This is a genomic window from Streptomyces sp. NBC_00178 (assembly GCF_036206005.1).
In the GTDB taxonomy this organism is placed as follows: domain Bacteria; phylum Actinomycetota; class Actinomycetes; order Streptomycetales; family Streptomycetaceae; genus Streptomyces.
The window spans coordinates 5845053-5862378 of sequence record NZ_CP108143.1 but is presented as its reverse complement, the minus strand read 5'-3'; the positions used below and the strand labels follow the sequence as shown (position 1 = coordinate 5862378).

The 17326-nt window shown below is 70.4% G+C and carries 13 protein-coding genes; 2 read left to right on the top strand and 11 right to left on the bottom strand.

From position 1 onward, the window contains the following. The 3 genes from OHT61_RS25580 to OHT61_RS25570 all read right to left on the bottom strand — a co-directional run bounded on the left by OHT61_RS25580 (position 1) and on the right by OHT61_RS25570 (position 5190). Positions 1 to 1671: a stealth family protein gene (locus OHT61_RS25580; RefSeq protein ID WP_329041437.1), complete on the bottom strand. Its 1671-nt coding sequence runs from the start codon at positions 1669 to 1671 to the stop codon at positions 1 to 3. A 50-nt stretch (positions 1672 to 1721) separates the two neighbouring features. Then, positions 1722 to 3473 (bottom strand): stealth family protein, encoded by a 1752-nt coding sequence (locus OHT61_RS25575; protein WP_329041436.1) that lies wholly within the window; start codon positions 3471 to 3473, stop codon positions 1722 to 1724. A 604-nt stretch (positions 3474 to 4077) separates the two neighbouring features. Next, positions 4078 to 5190 (bottom strand): hypothetical protein, encoded by a 1113-nt coding sequence (locus OHT61_RS25570; RefSeq protein WP_329041434.1) that lies wholly within the window; start codon positions 5188 to 5190, stop codon positions 4078 to 4080. Between the two features lie 338 nt (positions 5191 to 5528). On the opposite strand from OHT61_RS25570, the gene OHT61_RS25565 reads away from it, so the two are divergent. Together OHT61_RS25565 and OHT61_RS25560 are read left to right on the top strand one after the other, a co-directional pair. Continuing rightward, positions 5529 to 6635: an LCP family protein gene (locus OHT61_RS25565; RefSeq protein ID WP_329041432.1), complete on the top strand. Its 1107-nt coding sequence runs from the start codon at positions 5529 to 5531 to the stop codon at positions 6633 to 6635. Positions 6636 to 6655: 20 nt separating this feature from the next. Continuing rightward, entirely contained in the window at positions 6656 to 7069 is a 414-nt protein-coding gene (locus tag OHT61_RS25560) for an NTP pyrophosphohydrolase (RefSeq protein ID WP_329041431.1), read from the top strand. Between the two features lie 4 nt (positions 7070 to 7073). Here the strand turns inward: OHT61_RS25560 and OHT61_RS25555 are convergent, their stop codons facing one another. The 8 genes from OHT61_RS25555 to OHT61_RS25520 form a co-directional block, all read right to left on the bottom strand. Next, entirely contained in the window at positions 7074 to 8576 is a 1503-nt protein-coding gene (locus OHT61_RS25555) for an amino acid permease (RefSeq protein ID WP_329041430.1), read from the bottom strand. A gap of 145 nt (positions 8577 to 8721) precedes the next feature. Continuing rightward, positions 8722 to 10635, bottom strand: coding sequence for a 1-deoxy-D-xylulose-5-phosphate synthase (gene dxs / locus OHT61_RS25550; protein WP_329041429.1), 1914 nt, complete (start codon positions 10633 to 10635; stop codon positions 8722 to 8724). A gap of 173 nt (positions 10636 to 10808) precedes the next feature. After that, positions 10809 to 12086: a sugar ABC transporter permease gene (locus OHT61_RS25545; protein WP_329041428.1), complete on the bottom strand. Its 1278-nt coding sequence runs from the start codon at positions 12084 to 12086 to the stop codon at positions 10809 to 10811. Further along, positions 12083 to 12871, bottom strand: coding sequence for an ATP-binding cassette domain-containing protein (locus tag OHT61_RS25540; protein WP_124275349.1), 789 nt, complete (start codon positions 12869 to 12871; stop codon positions 12083 to 12085). The genes OHT61_RS25545 and OHT61_RS25540 overlap by 4 nt, the downstream gene beginning before the upstream one ends. 195 nt (positions 12872 to 13066) lie before the next feature. Then, entirely contained in the window at positions 13067 to 14176 is a 1110-nt protein-coding gene (locus OHT61_RS25535; RefSeq protein WP_329041426.1) for a sugar ABC transporter substrate-binding protein, read from the bottom strand. Between the two features lie 119 nt (positions 14177 to 14295). Then, complete coding sequence (locus OHT61_RS25530) at positions 14296 to 15495, bottom strand: ROK family transcriptional regulator (RefSeq protein ID WP_329041425.1); 1200 nt, start codon at positions 15493 to 15495, stop codon at positions 14296 to 14298. A 578-nt stretch (positions 15496 to 16073) separates the two neighbouring features. Further along, entirely contained in the window at positions 16074 to 16835 is a 762-nt protein-coding gene (locus OHT61_RS25525) for a hypothetical protein (protein WP_329041424.1), read from the bottom strand. Continuing rightward, the gene (locus OHT61_RS25520; protein ID WP_329041423.1) at positions 16832 to 17323 is read right to left on the bottom strand and encodes a hypothetical protein; all 492 of its coding nucleotides are present in this window, start codon (positions 17321 to 17323) and stop codon (positions 16832 to 16834) included. The genes OHT61_RS25525 and OHT61_RS25520 overlap by 4 nt, the downstream gene beginning before the upstream one ends. Positions 17324 to 17326 lie beyond the last annotated feature (3 nt).

Genomic DNA, 17326 nt, shown 5'->3' with positions numbered 1-17326 from the left:
TCAGGCGGTCGTCTTCTCGTACGGGCTCGGCACCGGGTAGAAGGCTTCGAGGAATCGGTGGAGCAGCTGGCTCTGGTGCTCGATCTCGGCGGGGTCGCTCGCCGAGTCGTTGAGGCAGAAGGTGTCCCGGTCCCGGCGCAGCAGCAGGAGTTGCAGCTTGTGCTCCAGCTCGGGGTCGTCCAGTGCGAAGTAGCCGTACCGGAGGTCGCCGGGCAGGCTGCGTCCGGAGTAGTAGCCGTAGTAGTGGTGCAGCGAGGAGGCTATGGACAGGTCGGAGACACTGCGCACGGCACTGGCGGAGGTGCGCCTGTGCTCCTCGGGGAAGTCCTGTTCGATGGCGGCGAGGACGTCCCGGTTGAGGGCGTACGGCACGTGCTTCATCTTCTGCACGAGGGTGCGGCCGAACCGCTCCTGGATGAGCCGGCGGTTGTTCTTCGCGGCCACCGAGGTGGGCACCTCGTCGGGCTCCGGGGGCCCGTAGGGGACCTGGGCGGGCGACGGGAAGAACTTGGCGATGCCGTTCGGGTGGAAGAACGCGGAGGGCGTGAGGGTCCGCCCGATGAACATGTCGTCGTTGAAGTAGACGAAGTGGCGCGACAGTCCGGGGATGTGGTGCAGCCGGGACTCGATCGCATGGCTGTTGAAGGTGGGCAGGTGGGAGGGGTCGTCGAAGATCTCCCGGTGGTCCACCACACGGGCCCTGCCGTCCCCGTCGGTCCACCAGTGCGGGGTCTGCCGGTCGGTGACGACGTAGATGTTCCGCACCCACGGCATGAACATCCGCACCGAGCGGAGGCTGTACTTCAGCTCGTCGCGCGAGACGTAGCGGGCCAGGCTCGCCGCCTCCGCGTGGAAGACCTCACCGCGGCTCTCCGCGCGGCGCCTCTGCCAGGCGGGGTCGTCGCCGTCCACCCAGGTGTACACGACGTCGATGGGGAAGGGGTGCTCGTCGGGGAAGGCGATGGCCAGTTCGGGGCGGGTCAGCGTGGGGCGCAGCGGCGGTGCCTCGGCCCCGTGGGCCCGGCCCACGAGCCTGGTCATCTGCTCTCCGGGGACGACGAGCTGCTCACTCCCGAGGGAGACCTGCTCGCTGGCACGGTTGCGCCGGGGGGCGACGAGGCGGTCGACGCCCTGGCCGGGCACGCTCTCCGCGGGCTCCCAGAACTCGACGTCGCAGCCCGTGTCGGCACCGTGCGTCAGGTGGCCTTCCTCCGTGGTGCGGAACCAGAAGGCACGCACGACGGGCAGGCCGTCCGCCCGTTCCCAGGTCTTGTCGGAGGAGGCCTCCCACGCGCCGTCGCCGGGGGCCGTCCCGGACTTCGGGCGTGCGAGGTAGCCCTTGCTGCCGGACAGCCGGGCGCGCAGCGCGGCCAGGACCTGGGGGCGCCGTCGTGCGTCGACGCCGACCGCGGAGGCGGTGTCGTCGAGGCCGGGCACCGCGAACCACTCGATCCGCTCGGCCTCCAGGGCGCGGCGGACCTCCAGGTTGTTCAGCTCACGCGCGGCCAGCGGGGTGAGCCGGTCGTGCACGAGCGCCACCCGCTCGTGCATGTCCACGACGACCTGCCGCTCCGTGCGGCTCCTGCGCAGCTGCGCGGGCCTGGGCTCCGGGCGGGAGCCGGTACCCGGGAAGGTCTCGCCGGCCGCTTCGCGGCTGGTGGTGTCAAACACGCGGTTCACTTTCGTCACGGGGGAGGGTGCTGCGTCGGGGGGCGGGGCGCTCACCGTCGGATCTCGGCCTTGCCCGCCCCGCCCACGGCGCAGTACTCGTCCTGGTCCACGCGCTCGAAGCGGCTGGGGACGGGGAAGTACGCGTCGAGGAAGTTCCTCACCATGCGCTCCTGCGCGTCCGGGTCGGGGTGCTCGACGGTGTCGTTCAGGCAGAAGGTGTCGAAGTTGCGGTGCGCGAGGAGGTTGTCGAGGCGCCGCCGGGCCTGGTCGGCGGCGAGGTCGATGTACTGGTAGCGGATGTTCCCCACGGTCGTACGGCCGGTGTGGAAGCCGTAGTAGTGGTGCAGGGACGAGGCGATCGGGACGTCCTCGGGTGACCGGAAGCGGGAGTGCTGGGTGCGCCGGTGCTCGTCGGCGTAGACCAGCTCGATGTCGGCGAGGATGCTGCGGCGCAGGGGATGCGGGGTGTGCTTCATCTTCTGTGCGATCCGGGTCCCGAAGGACCGCTCGATCAGTGCCCGGCTGTTCTTGCCGGCCGCGTTCACCGGGAGGTCTTCCGTGTCCGCGGGGCCGCTCGGTATGAGCGCCTTGGACTGGAAGAACTTGGTCAGGCCGTTGGTGTGGAAGAAGCGTTCCGCGCCGAGCGGGCGGCCGAAGAACACGTCGTCGTTGAGATAGAGGAAGTGCTCGGACAGGCCTTCGATGTGGTGCAGCTGGCTCTCGATGGCGTGCGAGTTGAAGGTGGGCAGAGCGCCGGCTTCCGAGAAGATCTCGCGGTGGTCGACGACCCGGATGCCGGGGGCGTCGGTGTCCAGCCAGGCGGGCACCTGCCCTGCGGTGACCAGGTAGACGGTGCGGACCCAGGGCGCGTACTGGTGCAGGGAGCGCAGGGAGTAGCGCAGTTCGTCGCGGCTGGTGAAGCGCGCGTCGTTCGCGGCCTGGTCGTGCAGGGCCTGGGGCGGGGCGCCCGGCCGGCCCGCGCGGGCGGCGTCGCGTTCGGCGCTCCACCGGGGGTCGGAGTCGTCGACCCAGGTGTACACGACGTCGATGGGGAAGAGGTGGTCCTCCGCCAGGGGCTGGGTGAACTCGGCGACGGTCTGTGCGGTGCCGGTGCTGTAGGAGCCGGGGACCAGGGCGAACAGGGCCTGCGGCACGGTGTGGCGTGGTGCGTCCGCCGGCACCTCCTCGACCACGCGGTTGGGCCGGGGGGCGACCAGCCGGCCCTCGTCCTCGGTCCAGAACTCCAGGTCGCAGCCCTGATCCGCGCCGAACACGAGCTCCTGCGTGGGGTCGGTGACGTACCAGGCGACGCGGAGTGCGTCGTGCCTGCGCAGTTGGCGCCAGGACTTGTCGTCCTCGCCGGGTCGCATGTCCGATTCGGACGCGGACGCGGTGCCCACGTAACCCGGGGTCTGGGCGAAGGCGATCTGGAGCATCTGCTCCGCCGACTCGCGCAGTCCGGCGGGCACCGCGACCGTCGGGACGTCCTTCGCGGCTCCGCGGATGCAGAAGTACTCGATGCCGCCGGCTTCCAGCGTGGCGACGAGGATGTGCAGGTTGCGGGCCTGGGCCGCCCAGGCGGTGGCGCCCTCCACCATCAGGGCGTGTACGTGCCGGCCCTTGACGCGCACCACCCGGCGCATCGAGGCCGCGCTGTGCCGGGGCCCGTTGCGGCGGCCGCCCATCGCCCAGACGACGGTCGCCGACCGGATGGCGTCGACGGAGGTGAACGAGGACTTGACGGCGGAGCGCAGCGGTGCGGGCACCTTGCGGACGATGCCCCTGCGCGCGCCCACCGGCACGACGGACCGGTACGCCGAAACAAGCGATCCCGCCTCCGGATTACCGGAACCGACCACGAGGCATCCACCACCCACGCCGCTGCGGTCCAGCGTCTGCCGCTGCCAGGCACCACCTCGTGCCCGGACGGCGGACGGTACGAGACCGAAACCTGTCATCCCCCATGAAGACCGCCGCGCACGGCGATCACACCTGCCCGGTCGCGGGCAAGTCACAGAACCTTCACATAAAGAGCCGATCAGTGTCCAGCCAAAAAAGTGCAGATGTACGACATGTAGCCGTGAGGAATCCCACCGGGAGACTCATACAACCTTTTACGACTTCACGGGAACGACACATGGAATCGAGGTGAACGGACAGCGCCGCCGGTGCGCGCGAGGATGTTTTCCGGCCACGGCGTGCGGCCGGACCGGAGGACGCCTCAGGGTGCGCCCGGGCCTGAGGAGGTTTTGGGAGTGCGGCCGGACCGGAGGGCGCCTCAGGGTGGGCCCGGACCGGAGGAGGCTGTCGGAGTGCGGTCGGACCGGAGGACGCCTCGAGGCCGGCGGGCCTGACGGCGTGCCGGCCGGACCGGAGCATGCGGCCGGCTCACGGCGTGCCGTCAGGTCAAAGCTGGTGCCAGTGCGGCGCGAGGGTGAGCCCCGGGCCCGGTTCCTGCCGGGCCACGGACACGACGCCACCCTTGCCGGACACCGCCACGACCACGCGGCCGTGCCCGTCGAGGGCGAGCGCGGGATCACCGACGCACTCCTGTGTGGTGTCCGACCACCAGACGCCGCCCTGCTCGCCCTCGGTGGTGCAGACCCCGAGCAGCAGGGTGCCGCCCGCCCCGCGCTGCGCGAGAACCGTGCAGTCGTATCCGTCGAGCGGGGTGCGCAGGGCCACGAGGGCGCCGTCCCCCGGGTAGCCGCCCACCGGCACGGGCCAGCCCCCTGCCCGATAGGACACGACCCCTGCCGTGTTCGCATCGGTCCAGTAGTAGGTGAGGCGCCCCGGTGCCGTCTCCAGCGCCGCCACCGAGCCCTCCCGGGCGTAGAACTGCAACGGCGTCCGGACGCTGTGCAGCGGACCGTCCGGATCGTCCTGTCGCCATTGCTGCGCGCCCTGGTCGCCGGGCACGAAGACCTCGACGAGGCCGTCCGAGGTCACCGTCGGCACGATCCCGGCGCCGAGCCCGGCTCCCTTGAGGTCCTGCCAGGCGCCCCACTTGCCGCCCTTCGCCTCCCGGCGCATCTGCAGACCGCGGCCGGCGTTGCGGGCGAAGACGTAGACCGTGCCCTGCCCGTCGACGGCCCCGGCGGGCACTCCGGCCTGCCGGCCCGTCTCACGGTCCCGGTGGAAGTTTCCGAGGGAACGCCACGCGGTGACCGGGCGACCGGTCTGGAACTGGACGGCGTGCACGTAGTCCACACCCGGCCCGTCCGCAGCCTGACGCTCACGCCGCCCGAGGAAGTGCACGTACGCGTCGGAGCCCTGGACGACGGTGAGGTCGGTCAGGTCCGCGACCGGCACGAAGTCCGGGCCGTCCCAGCGATCGCCGCCCGGGCTCCGCTGCGTCCAGCGCAGCAGACCGCCGTCGGTGCGGGCGTAGAGGGTGAGCCTTCCGTCCTTGCCGAGGGGCATCCACCGGCCGCGCGGTGTACCGCGGACCTCGTGGCGCGTGGACGAGGGGGCGAGGGCGGGAGCGTTGCCCGCGGAGTCCGGTCGCCTTCTCCGCATGACCCGCAACACCCTCTCCGCTTCACCGGTTCCTCATCCTGCCCGCGCACGACCGGCAACATCATATGCTCAGCACCGATTCGTCCGATCCGGCCCTCCGCGCGGCGCCCCGCACGCGGTATCCGGCAGCCCCGCCCGTGCTCCGGCGACCAGGTCGTGACCGAACGGCGGCCGGGGCCGCGCAGGTTGTGAATCCGGGGCCAAAACGCCCGAGCGCACGATCGTCTGTTCTATAGTGCACGCTCAGCCATGCACACACGGACCGGCCACACCCCCCACCCGAGTCCCACGCACTCCCCAGCCCGGCCAAGGGCCACGAGATTGAGGACTCGACCACGATGAGTCACGACGCCACGTCCCAGGGCACACAGGAAGGCCGTCCGGCGTCCCATGGCGGCGGACGGAAGCGCAGAGCAAGCCCGCGCAAGCGCCGGCGCGGCCTCAAGATCACGCTCGGGGTGCTCGCCCTGCTCATCCTCGCGGGCGGCGGCACGGCGTACTGGATGTACCAGGACCTCGACAACAACATCAAGGGCGTCGACATCGACAAGGCGCTCGGCGAGGACCGGCCCGAGAAGCTGCCCACCACCGGCCAGAACCTCCTCGTCCTCGGCTCCGACTCGCGCGCCGGGGCGGAGAACCAGGAACTGGGCGGGGGCGGCGCCGTCGGCGGAGCCCGCTCCGACACCGCCATGGTGGTGCACATACCCGAGGGCCGGACCCAGGCCGTCGCCGTGTCCATCCCGCGCGACACCCTGGTGACGCGGCCCGAGTGCACCAAGGCCGACGGTTCCACGATGGACTCCGCCGAGCGCGTCATGTTCAACTCCGTGTACTCGCAGGTCGGTCCGGCCTGTGTGGTGAAGACGGTCGAGAAGATGTCCGGCGTCCGCATCGACCACTACATGGAGATCAACTTCGCCGGGTTCAAGGACCTGGTCGACGCCATCGGAGGCGTCACCGTCGACGTGAAGGAGCCGATCCGCGACAAGGCGTCGGGGCTCGACCTGACCGCCGGCACGCACAAGCTCGACGGCACAGAGTCGCTCTCGTTCGTCCGGACCCGGCACGGCATCGGGGACGGCAGCGACCTGGGCCGGATCGGCCTGCAGCAGCAGTTCCTGTTCGCGCTGCTGACCGAGATCAAGTCGCAGGACCTGCTGGGCAGTCCGACGACGGCGTACAAGATCGCCAACTCGGCCACCAAGTCGCTCACCACCGACGAGGGGCTGGCCTCGCTGACGTCCCTCACGGAGTTCGCCCGCTCGATGAACGGTGTCGACCCCTCGTCCATGGAGACGATCATGCTGCCGGTCGCCTACGACAAGCGGGACCCGAACCGCGTCGTGGCGGCGCAGCCGCAGGCCGGTGACCTCTGGAAGGCGATCCGTTCGGACGGCACGATCCCGGAGTCCGCGAAGAAGTCCCCCGCGACCGGCGGCTGAGCACGTGTCACCCTGACGGGGTGACGAACGAACGGGTTCTGGTGGTCGTCGACGCCGCCAACGTGGTGGGGTCCGTCCCGGACCAGTGGTGGCGGGACCGGCGCGGGGCCGCCGAGCGGCTGCGGGACTCTCTGGTCCCGTACGCCCTCGACGGCCTGCCGGGCGTCCCGGGTCCCGCCGAACTGGTGCTGGTCGTGGAGGGCGCGGCCCGCGGGGTGGCGTCCGTGCCGGGGGTCCGGGTGGAGGCGGCCGGGGGCAGCGGCGACGACCTGATCGCCGGCCTGGTGGCGGCGTGGGCGGACGACCCGGCCGGCCCGCACGACTGCGTCGTGGTCACGGCCGACCGGGGACTGCGGCAGCGGGTCGAGGCGTACGGAGCCAGGTGCACGGGACCGCGCACGGTACGTCCGCTGCCGCCTTCGCGCCCCGACTGACGGGTCAGCGCTTCTTGGCCATACGGCTGTTGCGGCGCCCGTACGCGAAGTAGATGATCACGCCGATCGCCATCCAGATCGCGAACCGGAGCCAGGTCTCCGCCGGCAGGTTCAGCATCAGCCAGACCGAGGCGGCCACCGAGACGATCGGCAGGACGGGCACCCACGGCGTGCGGAACGCGCGGTGGAGCTCGGGGCGGGTGCGGCGCAGCACGATCACCCCGAGGGCGACCACGACGAACGCGAAGAGCGTGCCGATGTTCACCAGGGTCGCCAGCTCGTTGATGCTGGTGAAGCCCGCGACGATCGCGATGATGACGCCGAGCAGGATCGTCGGGCGGTACGGCGTGCCGAAGCGCGGGTGCGTGACCGAGAAGAACCGCGGGAGCAGTCCGTCGCGGCTCATCGCGAAGAACACGCGGGTCTGGCCCAGCAGCAGGATCATGCAGACCGTGGTCAGGCCCACCGCCGCGCCGAAGCTGATGACCCCCGCGTAGAAGGGGTGTCCGACGGCCTTGAAGGCGTCGGCGAGCGGTGCGCTGACGGAGAGTTCGGAGTAGTTCTGCATGCCGGTGACGACGATGGACACGGCGACGTAGAGCAGGGTGCAGATGACGAGCGAGGCCAGGATGCCGCGCGGCATGTCACGCTGCGGGAGCTTCGTCTCCTCGGCCGCCGTGGCCACGACGTCGAAGCCGATGAAGGCGAAGAAGACGACGGACGCGGCCGTGAAGATGCCCATGACGCCGAAGTTCGTCGGCTCGTAGCCGAAGATCAGCTGGACCAGCGGGGCGTCCAGGCCCGATCCGCCCTCCTGCTTCTGGGCCTCGGGGATGAAGGGGGTGTAGTTGGCCGACTTGATGAAGAAGAGGCCGGCGATGATCACGATGAAGACGACGGCGAGCTTGATGGCGACGACCGCCGTGGTCACCCGCGCCGACAGCTTCATCCCGAGGACCAGGATGACGGTCAGCACCAGCACCAGCGCGAAGGCCAGGATGTCGAAGCCGAAGCCGCTTGCCACGTCCGGGCCGGACAGTGCGTCGGGCAGGGTCCAGTCGGCGTTGTCCAGCAGCGACCTGATGTAGCCGGACCAGCCGACCGCGACCACCGCCGTGCCCAGCGCGAACTCCAGCACCAGGTCCCAGCCGATGATCCACGCCACCAGCTCACCGAGCGAGGCGTAGGCGAACGTGTACGCGGATCCGGCCACCGGCACGGTGGAGGCGAACTCGGCGTAGCAGAGGGCGGCGAGCGCGCAGACGATGCCCGCCGCGACGAAGGCGAGGGCGGTGGCGGGGCCCGCCGTCTCCTTGGCGACCTTGCCCGTGAGGACGAAGATCCCGGTACCGATGATGACTCCCACGCCGAAGACCGTGAGGTCCAGAGCGGAGAGGGACTTCTTGAGCGCGTGCTCCGGCTCCTCGGTATCGCGGATGGACTGTTCGACCGTCTTGGTCCGGAACAGCCCTCCCCCGCTGGGGGGCGTGTCATGCTGCGTGCTCACGGGCGTACCTCCACGCACTCGTCGTGCACGCCATGATTCGGAACCGGCCGCCCCGGCACGCTCCGCGCGGCCCCGTGTCACGCGAATGGGCCGGTCGGACCACCCGTGCGGAGTGGCCGACCGGCCCATCGGGCCGTGCGGTGGGTCAGTCGCGGACGGGCTCGGCGGCCCGGCTCTCGTACCGTCCGTCGAGTTTGGCCACCAGACCGGTGACCTGACGGGCGATGTCCGGGGCGGTCAGGCCGATCTCGGACATGACCTCGGCCCGCGAGGCGTGGTCGAGGAAGACCGGCGGGATGCCGAAGTCACGCAGCGGCACGTCCACGTCCGCGTCGCGCAGGGACTGGGCGACGGCCGAGCCGACACCGCCGGCCCTGCTGTTGTCCTCCACGGTGACGACGACCCGGTGCTGCGCCGCCAGCGGTGCGAGGGCCTCGTCGACGGGCTTGACCCAGCGTGGGTCGACCACCGTCGTCGAGATGCCCTGGGCGTCCAGCAGCGCGGCGATCTCCAGGCACATCGGGGCGAGCGCGCCGACGGAGACCAGCAGGACGTCGGGCTCGTCCGTGCCCGCCGAGCGCAGGACGTCCATGCCGCCCACCGTGCCGACCGCCTTCACCGCGGGGCCGACGGCGCCCTTGGAGAAGCGGACGACGGTCGGGGCGTCGTCGACGGCGACGGCCTCGCGCAGCTGGGCGCGGACCTGGTCGGCGTCGCGCGGGGCGGCGATGCGCAGGGAGGGCACGCACTGCAGGATCGACATGTCCCACATGCCGTTGTGGGAGGCTCCGTCCGTGCCCGTGACACCGGCCCGGTCCAGGACGAAGGTGACGCCGCACCTGTGCAGGGCGACGTCCATGAGGACCTGGTCGAAGGCGCGGTTGAGGAAGGTCGCGTAGACCGCGAAGACGGGGTGCAGTCCGCCCGTGGCGAGGCCGGCCGCGGACACCGCGCCGTGCTGCTCGGCGATCCCGACGTCGTAGATCCGGTCCGGGAAGGCCTCCTCGAACTTGCCGAGGCCGACGGGCTGGAGCATGGCCGCGGTGATGGCGACGATGTCCTCGCGCTCGTGTCCGAGCTTGACCATCTCCTCGCCGAAGACCGACGTCCAGTCGAGACCGGAGGTCGAGATCGGCAGGCCGGTGTCCGGGTGGATCTTGCCGACGGCGTGGAAGCGGTCCGCCTCGTCCTCGAGGGCGGGGGTGTACCCACGGCCCTTCTCGGTGAGGCAGTGCACGATGACGGGGCCGCCGAAGCGCTTGGCCCGCTGGAGCGCGGACTCCAGGGCCTCGATGTCGTGGCCGTCGATCGGGCCGACGTACTTCAGTCCGAGGTCCTCGAACATGCCCTGCGGGGCGATGAAGTCCTTGAGGCCCTTCTTGGCGCCGTGCAGGGTCTCGTAGAGGGGCCTGCCGACGACGGGCGTGCGCTCCAGGAGGTCCTTGCCACGGGCCAGGAAGCGCTCGTAGCCGTCGGTGGTGCGCAGGGTGGCGAGGTGGTTCGCGAGGCCGCCGATGGTCGGCGCGTACGAACGCTCGTTGTCGTTGACGACGATCACGAGCGGGCGGTCCTTGGCGGCGGCGATGTTGTTCAGCGCCTCCCAGGCCATGCCTCCCGTGAGCGCGCCGTCACCGATGACGGCGACGACGTGGTCGTCCTTGCCGAGGACCTCGTTGGCCTTGGCGAGTCCGTCGGCCCAGCCGAGCACCGTCGAGGCGTGCGAGTTCTCGATGACGTCGTGCTCGGACTCGGCGCGGGACGGGTAGCCGGAGAGGCCGCCCTTGCTCTTGAGCTTCGAGAAGTCCTGCCGGCCGGTGAGCAGCTTGTGCACGTAGCTCTGGTGGCCGGTGTCGAAGAGGACCTTGTCCTGCGGGGACTCGAAGACCCGGTGCAGGGCGATGGTCAGTTCGACGACACCCAGGTTCGGGCCGAGGTGGCCCCCGGTCTTGGACACCTCCTCGACGAGGAAGGTGCGGATCTCCCCGGCGAGCTGGTCGAGCTGCTCGAGGCCGAGCCGGTCCAGGTCGCGCGGTCCCCCGATGCGGGTCAGCAGGTCCACCCGTGCCTCCTTGCGTAAGAGCTGGTCGAGCGTGTCGATCCGATGAGTCTAATGTTCCGCCGCGCGGCCCGGTCATCGGGCGGCGCATTCAGCCCTGCCGCGCCGGGTCGCGCCGGACACGCGTGTGCCCGGCATCGCTGTGGATGCCGGGCACATGTCCGCAGGTGCGAAGGTCAGGCGCGGCCTGCGGTCTTCTGCGTCTTGCGGGTGATGGAGTCGATGACGACCGTGATGAGAAGAACAGCACCGGTGATCATGTAGTTGATCGGCGTGGCGATGCCCTCGAGGGCGAGGCCGTACTGGATCGAGACGATCACCATGACGCCGAGCAGGGCGTTCCAGGTGCGGCCCCGGCCACCGAAGAGGCTGGTGCCGCCGATGACGGCCGCCGCGATGACGTTCATCAGGAGGTCGCCGCCGCCGGAGCCCTGGTTGGCCGCCGCGATCTTGGAGGCCCAGAAGAGTCCGCCGATCGCCGCGAAGGTGCCGGCGATGGCGAAGACGGAGATCCGGACCGCGGTGACGTTGATGCCCGCGCGGCGGGACGCCTCGACGCTGCCGCCGAGCGCGAAGATCTTCCGGCCGTAGGAGGTGCGGCGCAGGACGAAGTCCGTGCCGACCAGGACGACGAGGAAGAGGACCAGGGCCAGCGGGAGGCCGCGGTACTGGTTGAACATGAACGCGGCGCCGAAGGCGAACAGCGCCAGGATGACGGTGCGCACCACGATGTCGACGACCGGCCGCGACGGGACGCCGGCGGCCTCACGGCGGCGGGTGTCCAGGAAGGCGGAGAGGAAGTAGCCGATCACCGCGATGGCCGCGAGGCCGTAGGCGGCCGCGACGTCCGCGAAGTAGTACGTGGTCAGCTTGCCGATGACGCCGTCGCTGTCCAGGTTGATGGTGCCGGTGTCGCCGAGCAGCTGGAGCATGAAGCCCAGCCAGAAGAGGAGGCCGGCGAGGGTGACGGCGAAGGCGGGTGCGCCGATCCGGGCGAAGAAGAAGCCGTGGATCGCGCCGATGACCGCGCCGCTGGCGATCGCGATGAGGACGGCGAGCCACTCGTTCACCCCGTGGGTGACGCTGAGCACGGCCACGACCGCGCCGGCGACACCGCTGACGGAGCCGACGGAGAGGTCGATCTCACCGAGCAGCAGCACGAAGATGATGCCGACGGCCATCATGCCGGTGGCCACCATCGTCACCGCGATGTCGCTGACGTTCTTCGCGGAGAGGAACTCGGAGTTCAGGCTCTGGAAGACGACGCAGATGATGATCAGGCCGATGATCACCGGGATCGAGCCGAGGTCACCGCCGCGCATCTTGCGCTTGAACTCGGTGAGGTATCCGGCGAGGCCCTGCTCGCGGACGAGCAGCCGGGGGTCGACCACGGTGTCGGCGCCCTTGGCCGCCTCCGGGTTGACCACTGCCGTGGACGTCTTGTCGGTTGTCACTTCTGGGCCTCCGCGTTGCGCGCCGCACGTCGGGTCACGGCGTTCTCCGTGGCACCCGTGATGGCGGAGATGATCTCTTCCTGCGAGGTGGTCTTCACGTCGAAGACCCCGTTGTTCCGGCCGAGCCGGAGGACGGCGACCTTGTCGGCGACGGCCTTCACATCGGCCATGTTGTGGCTGATGAGGATGACCGCGTGACCGCGCTCGCGCAGCCGCTCGACGAGGTCGAGGACCTGTGCGGTCTGCTCGACGCCGAGTGCGGCGGTGGGCTCGTCGAGGATGACGAGCTTGGGCTCGCCCAGCATCGAACGCGCGATGGCGACCGTCTGGCGCTGACCGCCGGACAGGGACGCGATCGGGATGCGGACGCTGGGGATGCGGATCGACAGCGTGCTGAGGAGCTCGCGCGAGCGGCGCTCCATCTCGACCTCGTCGAGGATCCCGAACTTGCGGAGCTCCCTGCCGAGGTAGAGGTTGCCGACGACGTCGATGTTGTCGCAGAGCGCGAGGTCCTGGTAGACGGTCGCGATCCCCAGGTTCTGGGCATCGTGCGGCTTGGATATCTGGACCGGGCGGCCGTCCCACTCGATGACTCCGTCATCGATGGGGTGCACACCTGCGATCGTCTTGACCAGCGTTGATTTACCGGCACCGTTGTCACCCACCAGGGCGACCACCTCACCGGCGTGGACCTCAAGCTCTACGTCGGTGAGCGCCTGGACGGCACCGAATCGCTTGGAGACCCCTCGCAACGCCAACACGGGCGTAGCGGACACGTGAACCATCTCCTTCGCCGCCTGACCCGGCGGGGATACCGCGCCTCTGGGGGGAGGCGCGGTGGTTGAGCAGAAGAGTGAGAGAAATCTGAAGCATTCCGTCCGGCGCCCGGCCCGGTAGCGGGACAGTTGGTGGGCCGGGCGCCGGACAGGCTTCGGGTCCGCCCGACGCGGCTCCGGAGGGCCGTGCCGGGCGGATGGGGCCTACTTCAGGCCCGCGGCCGCGCAGGCGTCCTTGTACTTGGCCGAGCAGATCTCGTCCAGCGTCCAGATGCCGTCCTTGATGACGGTGTCCTTGATGTTCGCCTTGGTCAGCGAGATGACCGGGACGAGAACCGTCGGGATGCCCTTGGTGCCGCCGTTGTCGACCTTCGACGTGGCGATGGAGTCGAGCTTCTCACCCTTGGCGAGCGCGACGGCCATCTCGGCGGCGACGATGCCCTCCTGCGGGTAGGACTTGTAGACGCTCATGAACTGCTCACCGGTGACGATGCGCTGCACACCGGCGAGTTCGGCGTCCTGGCCGGTGACCGGCGGGAGCTTGGAGAGACCGGCCGACTTGAGGGCCTGGATGATGCCGCCCGCCATGCCGTCGTTGGCGGAGTAGACGCCGGCGATCTTGTCCTTGCCGAGGGCGGTGATCGCACCCTCCATGTTGGCGTTGGCGTTCTCCGGCTTCCACTCCTTGGTGTCGTACTCCTTGCCGTAGGTCACCTTGCCGTCGAGGACCGACTTGGCACCCTTCTTGAAGAGCGCGGCGTTCGGGTCGGTGATGGCGCCGTTCATCATGACGATGGTGGGCTTGGCGGCTCCGCCCAGGGCCTCCAGCAGTGCCTTGCCCTGCGCGCGGCCGACCTCTTCGTTGTCGAAGGAGGTGTAGGCGTCGATCGGGCCCTCGGCGAGGCGGTCGAAGGCGACGACGGGGATGCCCTCGTCCTTGGCCTTCTTCACGCTGTTCTCGATGGCCTTGGAGTCCACGGCGTCGATGATCAGCGCGTCGACCTTGTTCGTGATCATGGTGTCGACCTGCTGCGCCTGCAGCGTGGCGTCCTGCTTGGCGTTGGCGTAGACGACCTCCGCCTTGCCGCCGGTCAGCTCGCTGACCTTCTTCTCGATGATCGGCTTGTCGAACTTCTCGTAACGAGCGGTGACGTTCTCGGGCAGGAGCAGACCGATCTTGAGGTCGTCGCCCTTCTTGCCCGAGTCCGTGGAGGCCTTGTCGCCCGACTCCTTGGCACTCCCGCAAGCAGCGAGCGAGACGGCCATGGTGGTGGCGGCAACGGCAACGGCGGCACGACGCATACGCGTGTTCATTTCGAACCTCCCTGACGAGGCCGCGACGTTGCGGCCGAGGTGGCTGGAAGTCAACTCGGCCGCGCCGCCAGCGTCAAGGAGTAAATACTTAACGAGATGACAACGGTGCCATTCGTTATCTAAGTGAAGGCGGGGGTCGCAGCGGGGAGAGTGCTCTCCAAAAGGGTCGAATCGCCCATCTCGCTGAGTACGAGGGCGAGCGCGCCCAGCACCTCGGCCCGCCCGCCGAGCGCTCCGGGGAGCACCGAGAGCTGCCGCGCGGCGCTGGGAATGGCGTAGCGCGAGACCGAGTCCCGGATGGGCCCCAGGACCAACTCACCCGCCTCCGCGAGGGATCCGCCGAGCACGACGCGGCTCGGGTTGAGCAGGTTGCACAGGTTGGCCACCCCGCTGCCGATGTGCCGGCCCACGTCCCCGATGACCCTGCGGCAGCCCGGGTCGCCCTCGCGGGCCAGCTGCACCACCCGGTCCATCGTGAGATCGGGGCCGTGGCTCGGCATCAGCAGGGGCAGGACGTACCGGGCGGCCGTGAAGGTCTCCAGGCAGCCCCGGTTGCCGCAGCGGCAGACAGGGCCCGACTCGTCGAGCGTGATGTGGCCGATCTCGCCGGCCGTGCCGCCCGGGCCCCGGTAGATGTGCCCGTCGATCACCAGACCGGCGCCCACACCGCTCGCGACCTTGATGTACGCCAGGTCCCTGACCCCGCGGCCGCTGCCCCAGACGAGCTCGCCCAGCGCCCCGAGGTTGGCGTCGTTGTCGACGTACACCGGGACCCCGAGGCGGCCGGCGAGCTCCTGGCTCGGGTTGATGCCCGTCCAGCCCGGCAGGATCGAGGTGGAGCCCAGGGTTCCGGATTCGACGTCGATGGGTCCCGGCACGCCGAGCCCCACGCCGATCACCTTCTCGGGGTTGATCCCCGTGGTCTCGACGAGACGGTTGACCAGCTGTTCCGCCCGGCCGAAGCCCTGCGCGGACGAGGCGTCGACGTCCAGCGGCTCGGATTCCTCGGCCAGCACCTGGTGGGCGAGGTTGCCGATCGCCACCCGGAGGTGGGTGTGCCCGAAATCGACCCCTATGACGATTCCTGCGTCCCCACTGAGGGAGACACTGCGGGCACGGCGCCCGCCGGCCGAGGTGGGCGTCACCTCGACCGTGCCGCCGTCCTTGAGTTCGCGCACGATGTTGGAGACAGTGGCCGCGGAGAGGCCGGTGCTTCTGGCGATCTCGGCCTGGGTCAGGGACCCCGCCATTCTTACGGCACGCACGACCCGCTCAAGATTGGCCCGATGCAGAGATGTCTGCGACCCCGGAGTCTCCATCGACTCACTCACTCCTGCCGTTTTCTCTAACATGTGAACCCTAAGCTGAGCGTTTTGGGGTGCCCCCCGTCAAGACCTGAGCAGTGGGGGCCTCCGACGAGCACCTCACTCCCGCGGCCCGCCGACGCCTTCGACCGCTGTCCGCACGAACCCGCAGGGCCTTGCGGGGAGCACGCGCAGGAGACGGTGATTCGCCGTCCGCAGGCGTGTTCTGCGGGGTCGCCGAACCCCGCCGCCCGGCCGGTGGTTCCACCGGCTTCCGGCCGCCGCCGCCGAAATACCCTGCCGCACAACGCCGTCGGGGGCTCGCGGCGGCCGGCCGCACAGGCCGTCGGTCGGCGGCGGCAGTTCACGCCGTGAACGGCGGGGCGGGCGCGGCCGACCGGGCCGTCCACCCCAACCGGCAGGGCCCGCACGGCACTTGCTGGTCCGCGTGATCCGACTGGCGCGCCCGCGCTCACATCTGCTGCCCCGCGCACGTCTCCGCGTCCGCTCACGACCGTGCGGGGCGGACGCATGGACGTCCGCCCCGCACGGGCACTGCTGGTGACCCGGCCCGGGCCGTGGGCGCCTCCGGCCTACCGGAAGCGTTCGGCCCTGCGGCGCCGCGTGGGCTCCGCCACGTCCACGATGACTCCGGCTCCCCTGCCGGGGGTCTCCCGCCATGCCCGCAGCTTCGCGGCGACGCCCGGCAGATTCGTGTCGTCCGGCCCCACCGCGAGGTAGAAGAGGCCCTCGTCCGCCGGCCGGTCGTCGCCGCCCCAGCGGACGAGCCCCTCCGTATCGGCGATGACGTCCCGGAGCACGAGCTGTTGCGCGGCGGTCAGGCCGCCCCGCACGCCGGGCGGGTAGGTGCCGGGCCTGATCACCACCGCCGTCCCCGACGCCTGGTTGGAGCGCGGCCGGGCGGTGTCCCGCACCTTCCCGGGGGCCACCCAGCCCTGGATCGGCGTCGGCTCACCCGGCAGCCCCAGGGCGTCGATCTCGTAGTGGAAGCGGCGGACGACGTGCAGCAGCAGCGTGGCGGCGTCACCCTCGCGCAGGGAGACCCTCAGCCCCGTGCCCGCCACGGAGTGCGTGACGATCTCGCCCTCCGCGTCGACGGCCTTCTGCATCTCCCAGCCGTTCCCGGACGGGCGGCCGGTCAGGAGCCTCCGGCGGCGGTCCGCCAGATCACTGAGCGCCTTCTTCAGCCGGTCGTTCCGGTGGGGCGGCGCGCCGGTCACGGCTGGGGCTGCGGCGGCCGGGGCGGCGAGAACCCCGCCCGAGGCGAGGCTCGCGGCGGTGACTCCGGCCGCCACGGTGAGTGCGTGTCTGCGGGACATCTCGGTACGGATCACGATCGGCCTGCCTTCCGTTGGGTCGCCTGCCGCTTGCGGTGGAGCAGCAGGGAGACGGTCCCCGCTCCCAGGGCGAGCAGCAGCAGTACGGCGATGGTCGGGTTGATGTAGTCGGGGACGACGGCGGTGTGGCTGGTGCCGTCGGGCATGCGGCACACGAGCCGCAGCGGGATGAAGTCTCCGGTGGCCGCCTCGGCACCCGGCCTCTGGAGCTCGCCGTCGACGTACGCGCAGCGTGTGCCGCGTTCCTGCCGGTCGAGCAGGAGCAGGTGGAGGCAGCCCCACAGGTACAGGGCGAGGGCGCCGGCCGACGCCAGCAGCGTGACGTCACGCCACGTCGACGCCGGGGTACGGGCCTGACGGCTCCGCCGCGCGAGCCGCGAGCACAGGTGTACGGCGATGGCGCACAAGGCCGCCGCTCCCGCGATCAGGATCGCCAGAAGCGCCGTGAAGCTGTGCCCCTGGTAGGGGTCTGATGCTGCGAACACGGA

Coding starts and splice junctions, on each gene's coding strand:
- OHT61_RS25570 (WP_329041434.1), bottom strand. CDS start 5,190: ATGCGGAGAAGGCGACCGGACTCCGCGGGCAACGCTCCCGCCCTCGCC.
- OHT61_RS25565 (WP_329041432.1), top strand. CDS start 5,529: ATGAGTCACGACGCCACGTCCCAGGGCACACAGGAAGGCCGTCCGGCG.
- OHT61_RS25540 (WP_124275349.1), bottom strand. CDS start 12,871: ATGGTTCACGTGTCCGCTACGCCCGTGTTGGCGTTGCGAGGGGTCTCC.
- OHT61_RS25535 (WP_329041426.1), bottom strand. CDS start 14,176: ATGAACACGCGTATGCGTCGTGCCGCCGTTGCCGTTGCCGCCACCACC.
- OHT61_RS25530 (WP_329041425.1), bottom strand. CDS start 15,495: ATGGAGACTCCGGGGTCGCAGACATCTCTGCATCGGGCCAATCTTGAG.